Raw genomic sequence first — 19,310 nt, 5'->3', positions numbered from 1 at the left:
TCTCGCAGAATCAGTAGAACAGCGGCTCCGCGCCGGGCACCGGCTTGACGCGGGGCTGCCGCAGGCGCTGCAGCGCGTGCGCCGCCGCCAGCGCCACGACGAAGCCGGCGAGCCAGACCATGCGCGCGCCGTAGCGATCGTGCGGGTTGGACAGCGCGCCGCAGACGAAGCCGTTGCCGAGGAGCGCCACGATGGTCACCGCCGCGAGTTCGCCGATGCCGAAGGGCATGAGCCCGAACCAGGCGAACAGGACGACGAAAGGCAGCAGCGCCATCAGCCCCAGCGCGACCGGATAGTGCAGCTTGTTGATCAGCGGAAACACGTGCGCCAGCCCGTCGGGCCGTTCCTGCTGGCGCGCCGCCTCCATCGCCGGCACCAGCTGCGGCAAGTCGTCCTTGATGATGCCGTAGGTGTGCCAGACGACGTTCTCGACGCCTTCGCCGGTGTGCACGTCGATCAGCTGCTGCGCCGTGTCGCGTGCGGCGCTGTCGATCTGCATCAGCGGATAGTCGGTGAGGCTGCCGAGCGCGATGCGCTCCATCTCCTTGCCGAGGCCGGCGAAGCGGCCGAGCTTGTCGAACAGCGGGCTGCCCCAGAAGAACTCGTCGGCGTCGCGCGGCAACTGATCCTTGTACTTGCACAGGCGCAGGTACGGATCCGGGCAGTGGTCGTCGAGGTAGCGGTTGACGATGCCGTCCTGCAGCATGCGGCCGAACGACAGCGAGAAGCCGCCCGGCGTCCACGCGATCTGCTGCGCGATATAATAATTGCCGCCGTAGACCATGGCGACGCCGAGCACGAGCGCGGTGCAGCCGCTGGCGACGCGGCGGCCCGGCACCCATTTGCGGTTCACGCGCCAGAGCAGCACGGCGAGGATCAGGAGCCCGCCCTGCACCGCCAAAGTTGCGTTATGCGTGGCGGCGGAGAACGCCACCAGCACGATCAGGCCGGCGTGCTCGGAGCGGTTGAGCACATCCCGGTGCAGGACGATCAGGTAGAGACCGAGCACGCCGATGACGCAGAAGATGTCGGTGAGCAGGATCGAGGTGAGCCAGGGTAGGGTGGTGAACACCGACAGTGCCGCGACGATGCTCGTGAACAGCCACGGCCGGTTGCGCAGGCCCACGGCGCGCATGGTCAGCGCCAGCACCCAGACGGTGAGCAGGCTCTGCACGACGACGACCGGCCAGAAGCCGAGCGGCGAGCCGGCATTAAGGAACAGGCCGTAGGCGGTCGAGCGGCTGATCACCAGCGAGTGCTCGTACCAGCGCGCGATGTAGCCGCCGGTGTCCCACTGCAGCAGCGGAAAACGGTTCCAGACGGCGGGCGCGCTCAGGAAGGCAACGGACAGAAGAGTGGCCAACGCCCAGCGGGCGCGGTCGCGGCTAAACATGCGTTGAAATCCCCCGGCAATTGCCCCTTGGTACCGGCTTGACGCATGCATGGCCAGAGGCAAATGCTCGCATATGTTCGTCACGTTCTTTCAGGAACTCAAAGGCGCCGGAATTCCGGTGACTTTGCGGGAATATCTTGACCTGATGCAGGCCATGGAGGCCGACCTCGCCTCCCGCCGGGTCGAGGACTTCTATTATCTCTCACGCGCGGCTTTGGTGAAGGACGAGCGCAATCTCGACAAGTTCGACCGCGTGTTCGGCCACGTCTTCAAGGGGCTTGAAACGGTCGGCGATGCGGTCGAAGCCGAAATCCCCGCCGAGTGGCTGAAGAAGCTGGCCGAGAAATACCTGACTGAGGACGAGAAGAAGCAGATCGAGGCGATGGGCGGCCTCGACAAGCTCATCGAGACGCTTAAACAGCGACTGGCCGAGCAGAAGGGCCGCCATCAGGGCGGCAACAAATGGATCGGCACCGCCGGTACCTCACCCTTCGGAAATGCCGGCTACAATCCGGAAGGCATCCGCATCGGCGGAGAGAGCAGAAATCGCCGCGCGGTGAAGGTCTGGGACAAGCGCGAGTTCAAGGACCTCGACGACGAGGTCGAGCTCGGCACCCGCAACATCAAGGTGGCGCTGCGACGCCTGCGCAAGTTCGCCCGCACCGGCTTGGCCGAAGAGCTCGATCTCGACGGAACCATCAAGGGCACCGCGCATAAAGGCTACCTCGATATCCACATGCGCCCCGAGCGGCACAATGCGGTGAAGGTGCTGCTGTTCTTCGATATCGGCGGCTCGATGGACTGGCATATCAAGGCGACCGAGGAACTGTTCTCGGCGGCGCGCACCGAGTTCAAGCACATGGAGCACTTCTACTTCCACAATTGCCTGTACGAGAAAGTGTGGAAGGAGAACCGCCGCCGCTTCCAGGCGACGACGCCGACCTGGGACGTGCTGCATACCTATCCGCACGACTACAAGGTCATCTTCGTCGGCGACGCCTCGATGTCGCCTTACGAGATCACGGCGCAGGGGGGCTCGGTCGAGCACTACAACGACGAGCCGGGCGGGGCATGGCTCGAGCGCGTGACGCGCACCTACCCGGCCAGCGTGTGGCTCAATCCCGTGCCCGAGAAGGAATGGGATTTCACCTACTCCATTAAGATGGTCCACCAACTCATGGGCGGGCGGATGTATCCGCTGACGCTCCACGGCCTCGACCGCGCGATGCGGGAACTGGTGCGGTAAACTAACATAGCCGGCGCGCCGCTCGGACGCGCCGGCCTTCACGTTAAAGCAGAACTTTCGATCAGCAGCCGCCGTGGCCGCCGGCCCCGGTGGCGCCGGCGGTGCCGTTGAGCGTGCCGCCGCTGCCGGTGGTGCTGTTGCCCATCATCGGGTTGGCGCCCGAATTCGGCGATTTCGGTGAGGTGCTGTTGTTCATCGCCGAGGCGTTGAGGCCGCCGTTCACGCCGTTGCCGGTGCCGGTGCCGGTTGTGCCGCCTGCGCCGTTCATCGCGGTCGACGAATTGCCGTTCGCGTTCGGCGCGGTGCTGGCCGCCGAGCCCGCTCCGCACGGGTTCTGGCCGATGGTGGGGCTGTTGAGGCTGCGCGTGCCTGCGCCGCCAGCGGTGCCGGCCGTTCCGGTGCCGCCGCTCATCCCGGCGGCACCACCGCCCGCCTGCGCGAAGGCTGCGCCGCTGCCGGCGGCGAGGAAGGCGGCGGTGAGAATGGCGAGTGTGCGACGTGTCGCGTTCATCGGATGCTCCCGTGTATTGTCCGTGTCTGGCGGGAACGTGCGGGCGGGGGCGAGGTTGCGCCGTGCGATGCGCAAGTTGTCTCATTCACCATTTGCGATGCATCAATGCGCCCAGCGCGGAACCTGTCATTTTCGCGTCACGATGCCGAAGGATGAGAAAACCATGCTGTCGCCGCTGAACCAGAGCCAGCCTGCCGCCAATCTCGCCGAGATGGCCGGACGCGCCGGCCTGCGCACGGTCGCGGCCGCATGGCCGACCGGCATTGCGCATCTCGGCTTCGCGGTGACGGCGTGCGAGCGGTGCGCTGCGGCCGAAGTGTGCAGCGACTGGCTGGCGCGCGCGCCCAAGACTTTGGGCGACGTGCCGCCGTTCTGCCCGAACGCCGGCGAACTGCGTTCCGCCAAACGGCGCGGCTAGATTTCCCGATCCTCAGATGGCGAGCGAGTGCCGCTTCTGCCCGGCGGCGAGATGGGCGTCGAACGCCGCGGCGGCGATGCGTACATAGGCGCGGCCTTCCGCAGCCATGACGATGTGCTCACCCTCGATGCGGGCGAGCCCGGCATCGACGAGCGGCGCCAGCGATTCGACCTCTTCAGCAAAGCGGTCGCGGCCGCCGAAGGCGGCAAGATCGAGTTCCAGGTCGCACATCAGCCGCTCGATCATCGCCGCGCGCAGGCGATCGTCATTGCTGAGCGCCAGCCCCTTCACGATCGGAAATTCGCCTGCCGCTAGGCTGCGCGAATAGCCGCCGAGGTCGGGCGCGTTCTGGGCGAAGCCCTGCGGCAGCTTGCCGATGGCGCTGGCGCCAAGGCCGATCAGCGCGTCGGCCTCGTCGACGGTATAGCCCTGGAAATTGCGGCGCAGACGTTTTTCGCGGGCGGCGACGGCGAGCGAATCGTCGGGCAGCGCGAAATGATCGAGCCCGACGCTCTCGTAGCCGGCCGCGCGCAAGCTTTCGGCCGCGGCCTCCGCCTGCTCCAGCCGCTCGGTGAGGCCGGGCAATTGCGATTCATCGATCAGCCGCTGATGCGTCTTGAACCAGGGCACGTGGGCGTAGCCGAACAGCGCCAGTCGCTGCGACTTCAGCGCGGCGGCGCGTTGGGCGCTGTCGCGCACATGCGCCGCGGTCTGGCCCGGCAGGCCGTACATGAGATCGATGTTGAGATCGCGGATGCCGGCCTCGCGCAGCCACTGGGCGGCGCGCTCGACCAGCGCGAAGGGCTGCACGCGGCCGATCAGCCGCTGCACGTCTTCCGAGACATCCTGCACGCCGAGGCTGGCGCGCGTCACGCCGATCGCCTTGAGCGCGCCCACCAACGGGCGATCGACCCGGCGCGGGTCGAGCTCGATGGCGTGCTCTTTCACACCGGAGAGATCGAACAAAGTGGCAAGCCTATCCGCGATCGTCTCGAGCCATCGCGGACCGAGAATCGACGGGGTGCCGCCGCCCCAGTGCAGATGCGTCAACTCGCGTCCCGCGACCATGCCGAGGAGGGCGATCTCCTTGAGCAGTTCTTCCGCATAGGCGTCGATTGGCTCGCGCTTGCGCACAGCACGCGTGTTGCAGCCGCAATAGTGGCAAAGCTCCTGGCAGAACGGCACGTGGATATAAAGCGAGAGGGTCGCGTTCGGCGACAGCGCCTCCAGCCATTGCCGATAGACCGCCGGCGTCACCGCCGCGCTGAAATGCGGCGCGGTCGGATAGGAGGTGTAGCGAGGCACGTTGCGCTCGGCGAGCGCGAAAGGACGGTTCATGTGTGTCGCGAGACCCATTGCCGGTCGTCGGCCTTCTCGTAACGGCGTTTGACCGCCGCCCAGGCGATCATGTGGGAACGCTGCTCGCGGTCGGCCTCGCCGGCATGGGCCGCATAAGCGTGGTTGAACGCTTCGCGGTAGATGTCCTGCGCGTGATCGGGAAGGTGGCCGCGGACGGACGCTGGCAGATCGAAATTGGTTGGGTACGGCATATGCGCGCGTCCTCGGCCCGCCGGAGCGGCTTATTCCATCAAGCCGGGCCGGTTCGTCTTCTCCTTGCGCTAAATCAATAAGCGGGCATCCGTTCCGCGATTGCCAACAAAATCAACGGGCTGAAGAGTGATTGGAAAGCCGGCGCGCGGCATGCCACCGTGAGTGGCCGGCACGACGAGTGGAACCAAGTTGGTTGTGCACAATTGCGTTTGGGGTTCCCGTCGTGCTCGACGGGAGCCGCCTCGATCCATCACATTGCAGACTCGTGAATCAAACGCCGTAACGGGAGATTGGAATGTACCGGAAAGTCGCTTGTTTCGTGGCCGCGTTGGCCGTAATCGGCCTGGCGCAGGGGCCGGCCAGCGCAGGCGGCCGTCATCACCATGCCAAGAAGGTGCTGGCCGCGACCTCAGCCGTCGTTGGCGCCGGCGCGACGGCGGCCTATTTCGCCATCAACGACTGGAACTGGAAGTGGGATTCGGGCCGTTCAGGCCTCACCAGCGCCGGCGCCATCGCCGCGACGACGATTGGCTGCGCCGCGGTGTCGCCGATGGTCGCGACCGTCGTGCTCAATCGTCCGCTCAGCTATCGCGAGGCGCACGTGCTGGTGGCGAGCTGCATCATCCCGTTCGTCGGCGGCTGGCTGGTGAACGAAGCCTACGACCATCACATCATGTGGGCGCCGGACGAGCCGGCGGCGGCGCCGAAGCGGCACTGGAAGCGGCACGCGAAGAAATAAGCGCGCCCTCAACTCGCACATCAGAACGCCGGCGTCCCGCGACGCCGGCGTTTTTCGTTGCCGCGTTGCTGAGGCCCGCCTGGCAACAAAAAGGCCCCGCACGTCGCCGTGCGGGGCCGTCAGTGGGGAGAAGCTCAATGCACGATCATGCCGGTGAAGACGTAGGCCTGCAGCATCACGAGGATGCCGACCAGGCAGGCGAGCGTGATCGAGTGGAAGAACACGAAGCGTAAAATCGAGCCTTCGTGGCCGAACCAGTTGGTCGCGGTCGAGGCGACGACGATCGACTGCGCGTCGATCATCTTGCCCATGACGCCGCCGGACGAGTTGGCGGCGCTCATCAGGATCGGCGAGATGCCGAGCTGCGTCGCGGTGATCTTCTGCAGGTTGCCGAACAGGATGTTCGAGGCCGTGTCCGAGCCTGTCAGGGCGACGCCGAGCCAGCCGAGCAGCGTGCCGAAGAACGGGTAAAACACGCCGGCGCCGGCGAAGGCGAGGCCGAGCGTGGCGTCGATCCCCGACAGCCGCGTCAGCGTGCCGATCGCCAGCATCGCCGAGATGGTGATCAATGAATAGGCGCAGACCTTGATTGTCTTTGCATATTCGCCGAGCAGCTTCGCCGGCGAGAAGCCCATCAGCACGCCGGAAATGATAGCGGCGATGAGCATGCCCGAGCCGGTGTAGGACAGCCAGGTGAAGGAGAACACCGCGCCTTCCTTGGTCGGCGTCGCCACCACCGGCGCGACCTTGTTGATCATGTTGTGCAGGCCCGGCACCGGATAGTTCCAGGTGGCATAGGCGTTGAGCACGTTCTTGACCGCATTGGTGCCCCACAGGAGCAGGATCACGCAGACCACGATCCACGGCAGCAGCGCCAGCCACACTTGCGCCGTGCTCACCTTCTTCAGCGGCTTCGGCGGCGGCGCCGAGGCGGCCGACTCGTCCTTGCCGCGCAGCGCCGGCGAAGTCCAGATCACCTTCGGCTGCCACACGCGCAGGAAGCCGATCAGGCAAGCCATCGAGATCAGCGACGCGCCGATGTCGACGATCCACGGATTGATGTAGTTCGAGATGAGGAATTGCGGGACGGCGAAGGAGACGCCGGTGACCAGGATGGCCGGCCACACGTCCTTCATGCCCTTCCAGCCGGCGAAGGCCCACACCACCCAGAATGGCACGATCAGCGAGAAGAACGGCAATTGGCGGCCGACCATGGCGCCGAGCAGGAACGGGTCGATGCCGGTGACGCTGGACAGGCCGGCGATCGGCGTGCCGAGCGCGCCATAAGCGACCGGCGCGGTGTTGGCGATCAGCGACAGCCCGGAAGCGGCGAGCGGCGAGAAGCCCAGTCCGATGAGGATGGCGCCGGTGACCGCGACCGGCGTGCCGAAGCCGGACGCGCCCTCGAAGAAGGCGCCGAAGGAGAAGGCGATCAGCAGCAATTGCAGTCGGCGGTCCTGGGTGACGCCACCGATCGTATTCTGCAACGTCTCGAACGCGCCTTTCTCTACCGTGAGCCGGTAGAGGAAGATGACGTTGAGCACGATCCAGCCGATGGGGAAGAAGCCGGTGACGGCGCCGAGCACGGTGGCGCGCAGCGACATGTCCGCCGGCATGGTGAAGATGAAGATGGCGACGCAGTTGGCGACGATGAGCGCCACGACCGCCGCGATGTGCGCCTTCACCTTGTTCGAGGCGATGAGCACCAGCAGCGTGACCACCGGCAGCGCGGCGGCGACGGTCGACAGCACCGAATTGTTGAAAGGATTATAGACTTGACTCCACATCGAAGCCCCCCGGCATGTCCGATGATGCAGAAAGCACATCGTTTCGCTGCGGGTCGGCCGCTTCGAGTGTCGGAACCGTAACTTTGGCCAGATATCCCGTAAAAATCCGATAATTGACGATCGTCAATCAGTGCGAACGGCCGTCGGCGTTGTCGTCATAGCCGTGGCGCTCACTATAGAACATGAGCGTCATCAGGCCGCCGCCCAGCGCCAGCGAGAACAGCACGCCGCCGCCGATGGCGAACCAGCCGTAGAGCGGCACGTCGCCCACCAGCCCCTCCCACATCGAGACCGCGAACCAGAGCGCCCCGACCAGCAGGGCGAACAGCGGAACGAGGATGTACAGCGCCTTCATGTCATCGATATAGGGCTTGGACGCGCGCTTGTCAGTCCGGCTCCCGGCATGGCGGTGCGCAAAATGCCCGGCCGTGGGGGCCGGGCATTCGCCGCGTGCGGTATCGCTTACTTGCGGGCACCGCCCGCGCCCGCGGGAGCAGGGGCCGCGCCTGGCGTGTTCGCACCGGTCGTCGCCGTACCCGAAGGCTGCACCTGGTAATAGGCGAAGGTCGGCGCCTGCGAGAGCTGCTGCTTGCTGTAGGTCACCGTGATCCTGTCGATCGACGACGAATTCGCCTTACGCTGGATGTTCAGCGCGCTGAACGGCACCGCTATGTCCTTCTGGCCGACGCCGAGAAAGCCGCCGACGCCGATCACCGCGGCCTTGATGCCGCCCTCCCGGTCGACGATCAGGTCGTCGATGCTGCCGATCGACTTGTTATCGGGACCGTAGACGCTCGCGCCAACCAGCTTCGAGCTGCGCCATTGGCCCTGATCCTGCTGCTGCAGGAAGCCGGCCTGGTCATTCGAGTCCGTCGGGGCGGCCTTCACCGCCGGCGCGGGTTGATTGGCGGACGGCGTCGAGGCCGGGCTCGTGCCGGACATCTGCGCGTAGGCGGGAAGCGCCAGCACGGCGGCGAGCGCGGCTGCGGTCAGGCTGCGTTTGATCATAGTGCCTCCTCTCCGTTCCAGATGGTCCGTGGAACTTCAGGGCGCGCGACAATTCACGCGCGGCCCTCGGAGGAAATGCGGTTTCGCTACGTCACGTTCCGGACATCACGGTATTCGGGAACGCTCGCGCGCTTCGGTCGCACGCGCGCGCGAAGTGGGCGCGGCTTTACGCTTTCTGGCCGGCGGCGGCGACCGAGGGCGCTTCGGAGGAGGCGAGGGAGAGGGCAGTGTCCTCCTGCACCGGCTCGGCGGCAGGCGCCATCGGCGCGTCGTCGAAGGCGATGCCGCGCCTGACGCTCATGCGCAGGCCGGCGAGCTCGCTGCGCAGCCGCGCATTGTCGCCGCGCGCGGCCTCCAGCGCGCCTTCGACCACCGCGCGCTCCAGCCGTTCGCGTTCGAGCGCCGAATTGAGATCCTCGATGCGACGCTCGATACCGGTCCGGCTGACCTGGACGTCGGCCTCGAGCTGGCCGTTGCGGGCTGTCAGGGTGGCGACCGTTTCCTCGGCCCGCGCCAGCGCCATTTCGCGCGACTTGAGCGACTTGGTCACCTCGTTGTTGCGCTCGGCCAGCACGGCGCGGGCGCTCTCGAGATCGCGGATCTGCCGCTCGCGCGCCTCGTGCGCGGCTTCGATCTGCGCCAGGCGGCGCTCGGCGGCGCCGCGGGCGATGGTCGCTTCGACCGCCTTGCGGTCGAAGGCGCGCACCTCTTCGGTGCGAGAGAGAAGGCCGGCGCGCGTCTCGGCGAGCAGGCGCTCGGCGGTGGCGGCGCGCGACTGCAGGCCGTCGAGGCGCATGGTCAGCGTGTTGCGCTCGGCCTGATGTTGCTCCTTCGCCTCGTCGAGCGCGGCAGCGAGCCGGCCGCGTTCGCCATAGGCCTCGGCATAGCTCGCCTCGAGCTTGGCGAGCTGCGCGCGCGTCGCCGTCAGCGTGTTGTCGCTGTCGGTCAGGCGGCGGGTGAGGCGGGCATTTTCGGCATGCGCCTGATCGACGGCGGTCTGCAGCGACGCCTTCTCGTTCTCGGTGAGCACCAGGCGCTCGCGCGCGGCGGCGAGCTCGCCCTCGAGCGCGACGATGTGCTTCTCGGCGCCGTCGAGCTGCTCCTGCATGGCGCGCCGCGTCTCGCTCAGCGAGCGGCGCTGCGCGGTCTCCTGCTCGAGCTGACGTTCGAGCTCGGCGATGTGCGCGTTGCGCGCCTTCAATTCCTCGGACAATTCGGCGCGGGCGCTGTCGAGCGCACGGCCGTTCTCGCGCGACAGTTCGAGATCGCCGCGCAGCTTCTCGGTCTCGGCGCCGAGTTGCGTCGCCCTCTTCTCGGTGGCGTAGAATTCGTTGCACAGGGTGTCGTAGGCCGCGCGCTGCTCGTCGAGGCGCGCCGACAAGCTCATCGTCAGCGACTTCTCCGTCTCCAGCGAGCGCAGCGTCGAATTGAACGGCATCACCAGGCGGTCGAAGGCCAGCTTGAGCTCGTCGAGCTCGCCGATCTTGCGGCCGGCGTCGGTGAGCAGGTTGCGCAGCGCCTCGTTCTCTTCGCCGATGCGCGAGCCGACTTCGGTCAAGGTCTCGACCTCGTGCTCACTCTGGCCATTGCCCTTCAAAGGCATAGCTGGCAAAGGGATGACCTTGTCGGTGCCGCCTTCGTTCTTGCGGCCGAAAATGTCCGACAGCTTCGCCATGTGACGTCCCCCGAACTACGCAACCGACCGATCGGTCTTCGACCGGATTACCGAAATTAACATATTATACATGAATACCGTTGGGAACAATCGCGGCGTCCAAAGCCGCAATTGACCGGGATCAAGCGACATCATGGTTAACGGGAACTTTGGCGCCGCCGATAAAGCGCCCGCGGCCGCGACAGGCGCCGATCCCTCCGCTTCCGGGGAGGCGCTGTCATACGAGTACCGTTCGTCACTGCTCGGCGCCGGCTGGCATTTCAGCCTGACGCCCGCCGGCATTGACTGGAGAACCGGCCCGCGCTCCGGCTTCATTCCTTATGGCGACGTGCGCGGGCTGCGCCTGTCGTACCGCCCGACCAGCATGCAAAGTCATCGCTTTGTCACGGAAGTCTGGGCGCTGAAGGCGCCGGCGCTGCGCATCGTCTCGACGACATGGAAAAGCATGGTCGAGCAGCAGCGGCAGGACGCAGCCTATACGCGCTTCGTCTCCGAGCTGCACGCGCGTCTCGCCGCGGCGCGCGTCGCGGTCGACTGCGAGCGCGGGCGGCCGCCGCTGATCTACTGGCCGGGGCTCGTCGTGTTCGTCGGCGTGACCTTGGCGATGGCGATGCTGATCGTGCGCGCGCTTCAGGCGCACGTGATCGCCGGCGCGGTCTTCGTCGCGATTTTCTTCGCGCTGTTCGTGCGCCAGGGATGGATGTTCTTTGGCCGAAACCGGCCCGGCCGCTATCGCGTGAATGAGCCGCCGCCGTCTCTGCTGCCGAAGGGCTGACGGACGCAAAAATGTCCTCACGATCATGGCCGCGGTAGATGCCGTATGCGCTCCGCGCCGTCTTGATGAATATTCCCTTCGCGCGGTGACGCATGCCTCGCGTTTGCGTGAAGGGTGCGCGAAATTCTGTGACTTCAATGTTGGTTGAGTGTGATCCGCGTTGGCGCGACATGACGGCCCAGCAAGAGCGACATCTTGCTCATGACACGCAACACCAACCCTGGAGACCTACCATGAAGCTCACCATCAAGTTTGCCACCGCCGCCCTGTTGGCCATCTCGGCCGTCGCGCCGGCGCTCGCCTCCGATCCGGAAGCCTCGCTGCTCGCCGAGCGCAACACCTACGTCTACGCCAACGGTCCGGTCGCCAAGCCGGTCAACGCGCAGGCGATCAACGGCCGTGGCATGGGCGCGTTCGCGCAGGCCCCGGCGCAGCAGTCGAACTTCACCGTTCGCGACGCCGGCATCGGCAGCCAGAGCTGATTGCCGATTGCGATGACCTCAAAGAGGCCGCCGGCGACGGCGGCCTCTTTTATGTCCGGTGAGCTCCGGTCGAAAGGAGGGGGAGCGAGCGGTCAGGCCGCGGCGTCCAGTGTCTTCGGGCTGACGAAACGCTCCAGCCGGCCGGATTGTGGATGCAACTTGCTCCAATCATCAAAAGCGAAGTCGATGATGACGAGGCCAGAGGTCGGCAGCTTCTCGCGCAGGCGCTCGCGCGCGTCAATGTCGCCGGAGGCGATCAGCATCAGCGCGATTTCGTGCAGGCCGGGATTATGGCCGACGATCAGCAGCGTGTGCGCGTTCTGCGGCGCGTCCTTGATGGCGGCGAGGATCGTGTGCGGCGTCGCGTCGTAGAGCTTCTCGATCGTGGCGGCGCCCGGCGCCGGCTTCAGCGCGCCGGACAGACATTTCCACGTTTCCTGCGTCCGCCGTGCCGGCGAGACCAGCACGCGGTCGGGCATGAGCGCATGGCTCGCCATGTAGCCGCCGATGCGCGCGGCGTCGCGGCGGCCGCGCTCGATCAGCGCGCGCGTGATGTCCTTCTGCCCGGGCTGCGAGCTTTCGGCCTTGGCGTGGCGGAACAGGAAAAGTCGGCGCATGGTCGGGTATAACGTGGTCGCGGCGGTGCGGTTCTAGCGCGGCGCGCCAGGGTCGATTTCGAATCTGCCGCAGTCTAGCATGCGCCCCCCGCGGGGGGCCGCTCAGGAAAAGCCCGGAATGCCGGAGAACACGAGCAACTGGTACGAGGCGACGCGCGTTTCGGCGCCGTCGCGGGCGCGGCTGAATTTCGACCTCGACGTGGACGTCTGCGTCGTCGGCGCCGGGCTCGCCGGCCTGACCGTCGCGCGCGAGGTCGCCGAGCGCGGTTGGTCGGTGGCCGTGCTTGAGAGCCGGCGCGTCGCCGGCGCTGCCTCCGGCCGCAACACCGGCTTCGTGCTGCCGGGTTTTTCGGAAGACGTCAGCGACACGATCGAGCGCGTCGGTCTCGACGCCACCAAGCAATTATGGGCGCTGTCGGGGCGCGGCGTCGACTATGTGCGTCGCACGATCGCGGAGACGGCGATGCCGGGCGTCGATCCGGTGCCGGGCTGGCTTTCCGTGTCGAAGATCGACACGCCGGACGTGCAGCGCGCCGAGGTCGAGCGGCTGCGCTGGATCGGCGCCGACGTCGAGTTCTGGCCGACGGAGCGCGTGCGCGAGCGATTGCCCAATCCGCGCTATTTCAACGCGCTGCATTACCGCGACGCTTTCCACATCCACCCGCTCAATTACGCGCTCGGCCTCGCCGCACTGGCAGAAAAGGCGGGCGCGCGCATCTTCGAGGATACGCCGGCGCTGTCGATCGATGCGGCCGGCGTGCGCAAGCGCATCGTCACGCCGGCGGCGCGGCTGCGCGCGTCGAAGGTGGTGCTCGCCGGCAATGTGAATATCGGTCCGCTGATGCCGCGGCTGGCGGCGACGTTGCTGCCGCTCACCACGTTCGTGCTGGTGACGGAGCCGATCGCCAATCTCGCCGAGGTGATCCGCTATCGCGGTGCGGTCAGCGACGGCGAGCGCGCCGACAATCACTACCGCATCGTCGGCGCCGCAAACTCTTCCGACCAGAGGCTGCAATGGTCCGGCCGCCTGCGCACCTGGGAGGCCGAGCCGCAGCGCTTCACCCGCGCGCTCATAGGAGACATCCGCCGCAACTATCCGGCGCTCGGCGAGATCACGGCCGCCTCGGTGTGGCGCGGCACGCTCGGCCGCACCGTGCACCACATGCCGCAGATCGGCGAGTTGGAGCCCGGTCTGTGGCTGGCGAGCGGCTTCGGCGGACACGGGCTCAACACGACGGCGATGGCCGGCGAGCTCATCGCGCGCGGCATGATCGACAATGACGAGACGTGGCGGCTGTTCGCGCCCTACGAGCTGGTGTGGGCCGGCGGCCGCATCGGCCGCGCGCTGATCCAGAGCGTCTATTGGGGCGCGGGGCCGGTCAACGCCGCGCGTGCGGCCTGGTCGCGGAGTGCCGAGCGGCGGCGCGTGCGCCGCGCCACATCCAAGCCGGCCGATCAGGGAACCGCCTGACGCAAAATTGCCACAGCGTTCAATCGTTTGACCGGCCGGTGCGAACAAGTGCGGGCCGGCGAGCTTTCATTAGCCGCCGCCGTGTTACTGTGCCGGCGATGGTTCGATCGCAGCGCCGGTCGCGTCGGTAATGGGGTGGGAATGCAGGGCATTCGTGCGGCAGTGACGGTCATCGGGCTGGCTGCTTTCGGCGTCGCCGCGCAGGCCACCGAGCCGGCCGCGATCACGAACCAGTGGACCGTCACATTCGGCGTCGAGGCCGGCGTACTCCCAACCTATGAGGGCTCGGACCGCTACATGCTGCGGCCGTTCCCGCTGTTCGACTTGCGCAAGGCCGGGACGCCGCCGACGTTCCACGCGCCGCGCGACGGCTTCGGCTTCGGCCTCTATGACAACGGCCGCCTGCGCATCGGTCCGGCGGTGAAGATCCGCTTTCCTCGCCGCGAGAGCGATGATTCCGACCTGCGCGGCCTGGGCGTCGACTGGGCCTTCGAGGTCGGCGCCTTCGCCGATTACTGGCTAACGCCATGGCTGCGCACGCGCGCAGAACTGCGCCAGGGCTTCGGCGGCCACCACGGCATCGTCTCCGATCTGACCGCGGATTTCGTCGTGCCGCTGACGCCGCAACTGACCCTGTCCGGCGGCCCGCGGCTGACGCTCGCCACCGACAAGGCGGAAGATCCCTATTACAGCGTGACGGCCTCGCAAGCGGTGACCTCCGGGCTGCCGGTCTACACCGCGAAGGGCGGCATCCACTCCTGGGGGCTGGGCGCGCAGGCGCGCTACACCTGGTCGCCGCAGTGGACGGCCTATACTTATCTCGAATATCAGCAGCTGGACGGCGATGCCGCCAATTCCCCGCTAGTGACCCAGCGCGGCGCGCGCGACCAAATTCAGGTGGGAACCGGCATTACTTACTCTTTCGACGTGCCGGCATTGTGGTAGTAGGGCGCCTCCGAACACCACCGTCCGAGTCCTCTCATCCATGCGCGCAATTGCGATCTGCCTGTCCCTGGCTGCCCTGGCGCTTGCCGGCTGCCAGACCGATGGCCTCAACCTGACCTCCACGAACGGCACGCCGAAGCCGAAGACGGTGGTCGTCACCGACTTCGTCTATTCGCCCGACGTCACCGTGATCGATCGCGGCTACACCGTGCGGCTGTCGCGCAAGGAGAAGAACGACCTGCCGTTCCACATCCGCAAGGAGCGCACGCTGGCCCGGGTGAACGACGAGATCGTCGCCGCCATGGTGGTCACCGTGCGCGCTGCCGGGCTCGAGGCCGCACCGGGCAGCGTCGAGGGCGTGTCGCTCAAGGACAACGCGCTCATCGTCAGCGGCCGGCTGGTGCCGGGTGAGGGCGCCGACAAGGGCAAGGGCGCCGGTATCGGCGACGGACGCAGAGGGGTCGTCGCCGAGATGTCGATGGAGGAACTCGGCACCTTCGGCAAGAAGAAGCTGACCGGCTTCACCGCGCAGCCGGCGAGCGGCAAGGTGAAGGTCGACCTCGCCGCGGTCGCCGCGGCGCTGCCGCCGGATAGCGCCGCCGCCGGCCGGCTGTCGCCCGACGTCGAGGCGCAGACGCACGCGCTCGGCCGCGCCATCGGCGACAGGATCGTCGCCTATGCGCGCGCGCAGGGCTGGCTCAGGGACGCGGCGCCGGCGGCCGAGCCGGAGAAGAAAGAGAAGAAGGCGGGGGTCTGATTTCCGCTCACCGCCGCTCGCGCCGCGCCATGCAGAGGCCGCGTCAGCGGCCGTCCCTTCTCGCCATGAAGGCGAGGCGCTCGAACAGGTGCACGTCCTGCTCGTTCTTGATCAGCGCGCCGTGCAGCGGCGGGATGAGCTTCTTCGGGTCGCGCTCGCGCAGCATGTCGGCGCCGATGTCCTCGACCAGTAGCAATTTGAGCCAGTCGAGCAGCTCGGAGGTGGACGGCTTCTTCTTCATGCCGGGCACCTCGCGGATCTCGTAGAACAGCCGCAGCGCCTCGGCGACGAGTCGCTGCTTGATGCCGGGGAAGTGCACCTCGATGATGGCGCGCATCGTGTCGGTGTCGGGGAAGCGGATGTAGTGAAAGAAGCAGCGGCGCAGGAAGGCGTCGGGCAGCTCCTTCTCGTTGTTCGAGGTGATGACCACGATCGGGCGGCGGCGCGCCTTCACCGTCTCGCCCGTCTCGTAGACGAAGAACTCCATGCGATCGAGCTCCTGCAACAGGTCGTTGGGAAACTCGATGTCGGCTTTGTCGATCTCGTCGATGAGCAGCACCGGGCGCTCGTCGGCGACGAAGGCGTCCCACAATTTGCCGCGCTTGATGTAGTTGCGGATGTCCTGCACGCGCGCGTCGCCGAGTTGGCTGTCGCGCAGGCGCGAGACGGCGTCGTATTCGTAGAGGCCCTGCTGCGCTTTGGTGGTCGACTTGACGTGCCACTCGATCAGCGGCGCGCCGATCGCCTTGGCTACTTCGAGGGCCAGCACGGTCTTGCCTGTGCCAGGCTCGCCTTTGACCAGCAGCGGCCGCTCGAGCGTGATGGCGGCGTTCACGGCGATCTTGAGATCGTCGGTCGCCACGTAGCCGCTGGTGCCTTCGAAACGCATGTCATGTCCTTCCCGCCGGCGGGTCTTGCGGCATTCATATAGGCGGGAATGCGGCGCGCAAAGGGCCTAGCCGCGGACGGCGCGCTCGATCAGATCCTGCAGCGCCTCGACCGGCGCACGGTCGCGGTAGAGGCGGTGCTTTTGCGCGGCCATGCGCGCGACGATGCCGGCGCGGAAGACCTGGTCCTGCGCCAGCCGCGCAGCGATGGTGATGTAGTCGTCGACGCTGTGCGCGATCGTTTCCGGCACGCCGAGCATGGTCAGGATGGCGGCGCAGTGGCGGCCGCGCATCATCGGCGCCGCGAGCGTGACGATGGGCAGTTCCTGCGCCAGACTTTCCAGCGCCGAGTTGCACGCCGACCAACCGAGGCTGTCGAGGAACACGTCGGCGAGGCCAGCGGCGCCGACGAACTTCGCCTGGCTCATGCGCGGCAGGAAGACGCAGTGGCGCGCCGCATCGAGGCCGTGCGCGGCGAAGGCGCGGGTGAGGCGTTCGCGCACCAGCCTCGTGACGCCCTGGCCGGCGTGATGCTCGAGGAAGACGAACTGACAATCCGGTACGGTGGCAGCGATGCGCGGATAGACGGGGTCGTGGCGCGGCAGATATTTGTATAGCGACTGCGCGCTCCAGAACACGGTGGCGCCCTCGCGGAGGCCGAGCTCGGCGCGCGTGACCGGCTCCGGCTGCGTCGCGACCGGCTCGTAGCAGATCGACAGATTCGGCAGCCGCACGAGCTTTTCGGTGTAATGCTCCTGCGCGTCCGGCGCTTCCATCAGGTCGCTCGACAGGAAATAGTCGAGCGTCGGCAGGCCGCTCGTTTCCGGATGGCCCCAGGATGTCATCTGCACCGGCGCCAGCCGCTGTGCGGCGAGTTGCAGCGACTGCGTGTCCATCAACAGGCCGGGATAGATCAGGACGTGCGGCGCATCGGCCAGGATCTCGCGCCGCCAGCCGGCGGTGTCGAGGGCGCGATGCACGAAGCGGTCGCACATCGTTTCGGCAAGCGCGGTGTCGGCGTCGCGCGGGCCGCCGAGGTGATAGCCCGTGACGTGGAAGCGCGTGCGGTCGAGCCCGGCGAGCCAGCCCTTGATCGGGATCTTCCAGTTCGAGTGGTCGTAGAAGAACGCGCTGGCGATGCCGATGCGGATCGGCTCGCCCGGCGCGGGCCGCGGCGGCAGGGGCGCCGGCGGAAAGGCGCGGCCGACGATCGTGGCGACCATGCCGCCATAGATCTCCTGCAGCGGCCGGTCGTTGCCGCCCTGATAGGCGAGGAAGAAAGGCTGCTGCCCGCCGATGGCATTGACGAGATCGCCATTGATGCGCCCCGCCTCTACGTCGGCGGCGAGTGTCCGCAGCTTGCGCTCGTAGGCGGCGCGGCGGCAGGCAAGCTCGTTCTCGTCGGTGAAGGCGACCGGCAGTTCCGCCATGCAGGCTGCGAAGTGGGCGGCCGCCTCATCGGGGGTTAGCGCCAGCGCACGCGCCAGATCGGCAAGGGCTTCATCGTTACGGTTGAGATCGATGAAGTGGCGGCCGCGCAAATACCAGAGACGGGCATCGTTGGGCGCAAGCGCCAGCGCCGCCGTGAAGCTCTCGGTCGCTTCCTCGGCGCGGTTGAGCAGCATGAGCACGCGGGCCCGATTCTTGCGCGCCTCGAGAAAGTCGGGCGTCAGCGCCAAGGCCCGGTCGTAGGCGGCGAGCGCTTCCGCAGAACGCATCAGCGCTTCCAGCGCCGCGCCGCGATTGTTGTGCGTGCGCGCATCGTCCGGCCGCAGCGTCAGCGCGCGATCGAAATGCGTCAGCGCCTCTTCGTGGCGGCCGAGCGCGCGCAGCGCCGAGCCGAGATTATACTGTGCATCGGCATAGTCGGGCTTGAGCGCCACGGCCTTGCGCAAGCTGTCGAGCGCTTCTTGGTCGCGGCGGAGCGCGGACAGCACGGCGCCGCGATTGTTGTGGGCCTCGGCGAATTTCGATTTCTGCTTCAGCGCCTGATCGAAGCTGGCGATCGCTTCCTCGCTGCGGTTGAGCGCGTGCAAGATCATGCCGTAGTTGAGCAGGATCTGCGGCGAGGGGCGGCGCAGCGTCATTGCCTGCGCGATGAGTCGTAGCGCTTCCGCGTGCTCGCCTTTGGCGTGCTTGAGGACGGCGAGCATCTGCAACGCCTCGAAATGCTCCGGCCGCGCCATCAGCACCATGGCGTAGAGGCGCTCGGCCTCGGCGAGGCGGCCCTGCTCATGGCAGCGCAAGGCCTCGGCGAAGGCCTGCGCGACATTGAGCGAGGCGGCTTGCGGCAGCGGCGACGGCGGCATGAACGGCGGGGCTCCCTGCCGTCGATGGGTAGAAAAGCCCTGCTGAGTCGTCCAGAGGGCAGGGCCCTCGCACAGGCGTGATGGGCGGGTGAGCGCAATGTGAACGCGGCAGGCCCGGGCGGCGTTGTAGAGAAGGGCGGTCCGGCGCGACGCGCTGCGGGGCTTGAGACCAGGGAGACCAGCCATGCGACTTGATCGACGCAGTCTGCTGATGGGCGGCGCGGCTGTGGCCGCGCTCATCGCCACCCGCACCCCCACGAAGGCCAACGACATGCCCGCCGCCGACACCACTGATTTCAAGAAGCTGACCGACGCCGAGTGGCGCAAGCGGCTGACGAAAGACCAGTACTGGATCCTGCGCGAGGAGGGCACCGAGCGCGCCGGCTCGAGCGCGCTCGACCACGAGAAGCGCAAGGGTACCTTCGCCTGCGCCGGCTGCGACCTGCCGCTGTTCTCCTCCGACACCAAGTTCGACAGCGGCACCGGCTGGCCGAGCTTCTACCAGCCGCTGGCGGGAGCGGTGGCGACCAGGACCGACCGCTCGTTCTTCATGGCCCGCACCGAAGTGCACTGCGCCCGCTGCATCGGCCATCTCGGCCACGTCTTCAATGACGGGCCGAAGCCGACGGGCCTGCGCTACTGCATGAACGGGCTGGCGCTGAAGTTCGAGCCGACCCCTGCCGGCGCGTCGTGAGGGTGGCTCCCGTTAAGTCAAAATTCACCCTGTGGCGAATATGGT

General features: G+C 67.1%; 20 protein-coding genes. 9 read left to right on the top strand and 11 right to left on the bottom strand.

The window, feature by feature from the left end; genetic code table 11:
• Positions 1-10: 10 nt before the first annotated feature.
• Positions 11-1,393 carry a hypothetical protein gene (locus tag VGV41_RS10625; protein ID WP_326863788.1) on the bottom strand — a complete coding sequence of 461 codons (1,383 nt, stop codon included), beginning with the start codon at positions 1,391-1,393 and terminating at the stop codon, positions 11-13.
• A 73-nt stretch (positions 1,394-1,466) separates the two neighbouring features.
• Between VGV41_RS10625 and VGV41_RS10620 the strand changes: the two genes are divergently transcribed.
• Positions 1,467-2,639, top strand: coding sequence for a VWA domain-containing protein (locus VGV41_RS10620; protein ID WP_326863911.1), 1,173 nt, complete (start codon positions 1,467-1,469; stop codon positions 2,637-2,639).
• Between the two features lie 61 nt (positions 2,640-2,700).
• Here the strand turns inward: VGV41_RS10620 and VGV41_RS10615 are convergent, their stop codons facing one another.
• Positions 2,701-3,150 carry a hypothetical protein gene (locus VGV41_RS10615; protein ID WP_326863787.1) on the bottom strand — a complete coding sequence of 150 codons (450 nt, stop codon included), beginning with the start codon at positions 3,148-3,150 and terminating at the stop codon, positions 2,701-2,703.
• 163 nt (positions 3,151-3,313) lie between these two features.
• Here VGV41_RS10615 and VGV41_RS10610 point away from each other — a divergent pair, with 163 nt between their 5' ends.
• A complete protein-coding gene (locus VGV41_RS10610; protein WP_326863786.1) occupies positions 3,314-3,568 on the top strand; it encodes a DUF6455 family protein in 255 nt (84 codons plus the stop codon).
• A gap of 12 nt (positions 3,569-3,580) precedes the next feature.
• Here VGV41_RS10610 and hemN read toward each other — a convergent pair whose 3' ends face one another.
• Positions 3,581-4,906 carry an oxygen-independent coproporphyrinogen III oxidase gene (gene hemN, locus VGV41_RS10605; RefSeq protein WP_326863785.1) on the bottom strand — a complete coding sequence of 442 codons (1,326 nt, stop codon included), beginning with the start codon at positions 4,904-4,906 and terminating at the stop codon, positions 3,581-3,583.
• On the bottom strand, positions 4,903-5,118 hold the full coding sequence (locus VGV41_RS10600; protein WP_326863784.1) for a ChaB family protein: 216 nt from the start codon (positions 5,116-5,118) through the stop codon (positions 4,903-4,905). Before VGV41_RS10600 ends, hemN begins: the two co-directional genes overlap by 4 nt.
• A 296-nt stretch (positions 5,119-5,414) precedes the next feature.
• On the opposite strand from VGV41_RS10600, the gene VGV41_RS10595 reads away from it, so the two are divergent.
• Positions 5,415-5,858: a hypothetical protein gene (locus VGV41_RS10595; protein ID WP_326863783.1), complete on the top strand. Its 444-nt coding sequence runs from the start codon at positions 5,415-5,417 to the stop codon at positions 5,856-5,858.
• Positions 5,859-5,992: 134 nt separating this feature from the next.
• On the opposite strand, the gene VGV41_RS10590 is transcribed toward VGV41_RS10595, so the two are convergent.
• From VGV41_RS10590 to VGV41_RS10575, 4 genes are all read right to left on the bottom strand, one after another.
• Positions 5,993-7,645: an L-lactate permease gene (locus VGV41_RS10590; RefSeq protein ID WP_326863782.1), complete on the bottom strand. Its 1,653-nt coding sequence runs from the start codon at positions 7,643-7,645 to the stop codon at positions 5,993-5,995.
• A 127-nt stretch (positions 7,646-7,772) separates the two neighbouring features.
• Positions 7,773-8,000 carry a hypothetical protein gene (locus VGV41_RS10585; RefSeq protein ID WP_326863781.1) on the bottom strand — a complete coding sequence of 76 codons (228 nt, stop codon included), beginning with the start codon at positions 7,998-8,000 and terminating at the stop codon, positions 7,773-7,775.
• 107 nt (positions 8,001-8,107) lie between these two features.
• On the bottom strand, positions 8,108-8,653 hold the full coding sequence (locus tag VGV41_RS10580) for a PRC-barrel domain-containing protein (protein WP_326863780.1): 546 nt from the start codon (positions 8,651-8,653) through the stop codon (positions 8,108-8,110).
• A gap of 166 nt (positions 8,654-8,819) precedes the next feature.
• Positions 8,820-10,328, bottom strand: coding sequence for a hypothetical protein (locus VGV41_RS10575; RefSeq protein ID WP_326863779.1), 1,509 nt, complete (start codon positions 10,326-10,328; stop codon positions 8,820-8,822).
• 133 nt (positions 10,329-10,461) lie between these two features.
• On the opposite strand from VGV41_RS10575, the gene VGV41_RS10570 reads away from it, so the two are divergent.
• Both VGV41_RS10570 and VGV41_RS10565 read left to right on the top strand, forming a co-directional pair.
• Positions 10,462-11,103: a hypothetical protein gene (locus tag VGV41_RS10570; RefSeq protein ID WP_326863778.1), complete on the top strand. Its 642-nt coding sequence runs from the start codon at positions 10,462-10,464 to the stop codon at positions 11,101-11,103.
• A gap of 233 nt (positions 11,104-11,336) precedes the next feature.
• Positions 11,337-11,585: a hypothetical protein gene (locus tag VGV41_RS10565; protein ID WP_326863777.1), complete on the top strand. Its 249-nt coding sequence runs from the start codon at positions 11,337-11,339 to the stop codon at positions 11,583-11,585.
• Between the two features lie 92 nt (positions 11,586-11,677).
• Here VGV41_RS10565 and VGV41_RS10560 read toward each other — a convergent pair whose 3' ends face one another.
• On the bottom strand, positions 11,678-12,202 hold the full coding sequence (locus VGV41_RS10560) for a histidine phosphatase family protein (protein WP_326863776.1): 525 nt from the start codon (positions 12,200-12,202) through the stop codon (positions 11,678-11,680).
• 118 nt (positions 12,203-12,320) lie between these two features.
• On the opposite strand from VGV41_RS10560, the gene VGV41_RS10555 reads away from it, so the two are divergent.
• From VGV41_RS10555 to VGV41_RS10545, 3 genes are all read left to right on the top strand, one after another.
• A complete protein-coding gene (locus VGV41_RS10555; protein WP_326863775.1) occupies positions 12,321-13,673 on the top strand; it encodes an FAD-dependent oxidoreductase in 1,353 nt (450 codons plus the stop codon).
• A gap of 141 nt (positions 13,674-13,814) precedes the next feature.
• The gene (locus tag VGV41_RS10550; RefSeq protein ID WP_326863774.1) at positions 13,815-14,618 is read left to right on the top strand and encodes a MipA/OmpV family protein; all 804 of its coding nucleotides are present in this window, start codon (positions 13,815-13,817) and stop codon (positions 14,616-14,618) included.
• Between the two features lie 40 nt (positions 14,619-14,658).
• Complete coding sequence (locus VGV41_RS10545; RefSeq protein WP_326863773.1) at positions 14,659-15,375, top strand: hypothetical protein; 717 nt, start codon at positions 14,659-14,661, stop codon at positions 15,373-15,375.
• Positions 15,376-15,418: 43 nt separating this feature from the next.
• Here the strand turns inward: VGV41_RS10545 and VGV41_RS10540 are convergent, their stop codons facing one another.
• Both VGV41_RS10540 and VGV41_RS10535 read right to left on the bottom strand, forming a co-directional pair.
• Positions 15,419-16,264, bottom strand: coding sequence for a MoxR family ATPase (locus VGV41_RS10540; protein ID WP_326863772.1), 846 nt, complete (start codon positions 16,262-16,264; stop codon positions 15,419-15,421).
• A gap of 66 nt (positions 16,265-16,330) precedes the next feature.
• The gene (locus VGV41_RS10535) at positions 16,331-18,571 is read right to left on the bottom strand and encodes a tetratricopeptide repeat protein (protein WP_326863771.1); all 2,241 of its coding nucleotides are present in this window, start codon (positions 18,569-18,571) and stop codon (positions 16,331-16,333) included.
• Between the two features lie 184 nt (positions 18,572-18,755).
• Between VGV41_RS10535 and msrB the strand changes: the two genes are divergently transcribed.
• Positions 18,756-19,265: a peptide-methionine (R)-S-oxide reductase MsrB gene (gene msrB, locus VGV41_RS10530; protein ID WP_326863770.1), complete on the top strand. Its 510-nt coding sequence runs from the start codon at positions 18,756-18,758 to the stop codon at positions 19,263-19,265.
• Positions 19,266-19,310: the final 45 nt, after the last annotated feature.

Source organism: Pseudolabrys sp., from assembly GCF_035943735.1.
Taxonomy (GTDB): domain Bacteria; phylum Pseudomonadota; class Alphaproteobacteria; order Rhizobiales; family Xanthobacteraceae; genus Pseudolabrys.
The sequence above is the reverse complement of the archived record's forward strand: the minus strand, read 5'-3'. Positions and strand labels throughout refer to the sequence as shown.

Coding starts and splice junctions, on each gene's coding strand:
- VGV41_RS10545 (WP_326863773.1), top strand. CDS start 14,659: ATGCGCGCAATTGCGATCTGCCTGTCCCTGGCTGCCCTGGCGCTTGCC.
- VGV41_RS10565 (WP_326863777.1), top strand. CDS start 11,337: ATGAAGCTCACCATCAAGTTTGCCACCGCCGCCCTGTTGGCCATCTCG.
- VGV41_RS10585 (WP_326863781.1), bottom strand. CDS start 8,000: ATGAAGGCGCTGTACATCCTCGTTCCGCTGTTCGCCCTGCTGGTCGGG.
- msrB (WP_326863770.1), top strand. CDS start 18,756: ATGCGACTTGATCGACGCAGTCTGCTGATGGGCGGCGCGGCTGTGGCC.
- VGV41_RS10600 (WP_326863784.1), bottom strand. CDS start 5,118: ATGCCGTACCCAACCAATTTCGATCTGCCAGCGTCCGTCCGCGGCCAC.
- VGV41_RS10620 (WP_326863911.1), top strand. CDS start 1,467: ATGTTCGTCACGTTCTTTCAGGAACTCAAAGGCGCCGGAATTCCGGTG.
- VGV41_RS10570 (WP_326863778.1), top strand. CDS start 10,462: ATGGTTAACGGGAACTTTGGCGCCGCCGATAAAGCGCCCGCGGCCGCG.
- VGV41_RS10555 (WP_326863775.1), top strand. CDS start 12,321: ATGCCGGAGAACACGAGCAACTGGTACGAGGCGACGCGCGTTTCGGCG.
- hemN (WP_326863785.1), bottom strand. CDS start 4,906: ATGAACCGTCCTTTCGCGCTCGCCGAGCGCAACGTGCCTCGCTACACC.
- VGV41_RS10625 (WP_326863788.1), bottom strand. CDS start 1,393: ATGTTTAGCCGCGACCGCGCCCGCTGGGCGTTGGCCACTCTTCTGTCC.
- VGV41_RS10540 (WP_326863772.1), bottom strand. CDS start 16,264: ATGCGTTTCGAAGGCACCAGCGGCTACGTGGCGACCGACGATCTCAAG.
- VGV41_RS10580 (WP_326863780.1), bottom strand. CDS start 8,653: ATGATCAAACGCAGCCTGACCGCAGCCGCGCTCGCCGCCGTGCTGGCG.
- VGV41_RS10615 (WP_326863787.1), bottom strand. CDS start 3,150: ATGAACGCGACACGTCGCACACTCGCCATTCTCACCGCCGCCTTCCTC.
- VGV41_RS10590 (WP_326863782.1), bottom strand. CDS start 7,645: ATGTGGAGTCAAGTCTATAATCCTTTCAACAATTCGGTGCTGTCGACC.
- VGV41_RS10535 (WP_326863771.1), bottom strand. CDS start 18,571: ATGCCGCCGTCGCCGCTGCCGCAAGCCGCCTCGCTCAATGTCGCGCAG.
- VGV41_RS10560 (WP_326863776.1), bottom strand. CDS start 12,202: ATGCGCCGACTTTTCCTGTTCCGCCACGCCAAGGCCGAAAGCTCGCAG.
- VGV41_RS10550 (WP_326863774.1), top strand. CDS start 13,815: ATGCAGGGCATTCGTGCGGCAGTGACGGTCATCGGGCTGGCTGCTTTC.
- VGV41_RS10595 (WP_326863783.1), top strand. CDS start 5,415: ATGTACCGGAAAGTCGCTTGTTTCGTGGCCGCGTTGGCCGTAATCGGC.
- VGV41_RS10610 (WP_326863786.1), top strand. CDS start 3,314: ATGCTGTCGCCGCTGAACCAGAGCCAGCCTGCCGCCAATCTCGCCGAG.
- VGV41_RS10575 (WP_326863779.1), bottom strand. CDS start 10,328: ATGGCGAAGCTGTCGGACATTTTCGGCCGCAAGAACGAAGGCGGCACC.